The organism is Peptoclostridium sp. AF21-18 (assembly GCF_003478825.1).
Taxonomy (GTDB): Bacteria; Bacillota; Clostridia; order Peptostreptococcales; family Peptostreptococcaceae; genus Peptacetobacter.
Map to the genome: position 1 here is coordinate 350 of NZ_QUGE01000055.1, position 602 is coordinate 951.

Below are 602 nucleotides of genomic sequence, written 5' to 3' on the forward strand. Positions count from 1 at the left end.
TCCCTTCACCTCGACCAATTTTATGGACCATTAGCTCAGTTGGTTAGAGCGCCCGGCTCATAACCGGTAGGTCTGGGGTTCGAGTCCCTGATGGTCCATCTTTTTTTTTCTAAAAATATAGGGGTATAGCTCAGTTGGTAGAGCGTCGGTCTCCAAAACCGTGCGCCGGGGGTTCGAGTCCCTCTACCCCTGCCATACAATTACATCGAGGTGTAGCGCAGTTTGGTAGCGCACGTGGTTTGGGACCATGGGGCCGGGGGTTCGAGTCCCTTCACCTCGACCATTTATGGGCCTATAGCTCAGGTGGTTAGAGCGCACGCCTGATAAGCGTGAGGTCGCTGGTTCGAGTCCAGCTAGGCCCACTCATTTATGCCTAGATAGCTCAGTCGGTAGAGCAGGGGACTGAAAATCCCCGTGTCGGTGGTTCGATTCCGCCTCTGGGCACCATAGAACATGGCGGTATAGCTTAGTTGGCTAGAGCGTTCGGTTCATACCCGAAAGGTCACAGGTTCGACTCCTGTTACCGCTACTGAGCTATATTATAATTATAATGAACTTTGAAAACTGAACAGCAGATATATTTAGTTCGAACAAATAGTTCG

General features: G+C 50.8%; 6 tRNA genes. All 6 read left to right on the forward strand.

From position 1 onward, the window contains the following. The first annotated feature begins 24 nt into the window (after window positions 1-24). The 6 genes from DWX74_RS10920 to DWX74_RS10945 all read left to right on the forward strand — a co-directional run bounded on the left by DWX74_RS10920 (window position 25) and on the right by DWX74_RS10945 (window position 529). Window positions 25-98 (forward strand) — tRNA-Ile (locus DWX74_RS10920). Between the two features lie 21 nt (window positions 99-119). After that, window positions 120-195: transfer RNA gene (locus tag DWX74_RS10925), tRNA-Trp, on the forward strand. An 11-nt stretch (window positions 196-206) separates the two neighbouring features. Further along, window positions 207-283, forward strand: a tRNA-Pro gene (locus DWX74_RS10930). Between the two features lie 5 nt (window positions 284-288). Next, window positions 289-362, forward strand: a tRNA-Ile gene (locus tag DWX74_RS10935). 9 nt (window positions 363-371) lie between these two features. Next, window positions 372-447 (forward strand) — tRNA-Phe (locus tag DWX74_RS10940). An 8-nt stretch (window positions 448-455) separates the two neighbouring features. After that, a tRNA-Met gene (locus DWX74_RS10945) sits at window positions 456-529 on the forward strand. The last annotated feature ends 73 nt before the right edge of the window (window positions 530-602 follow it).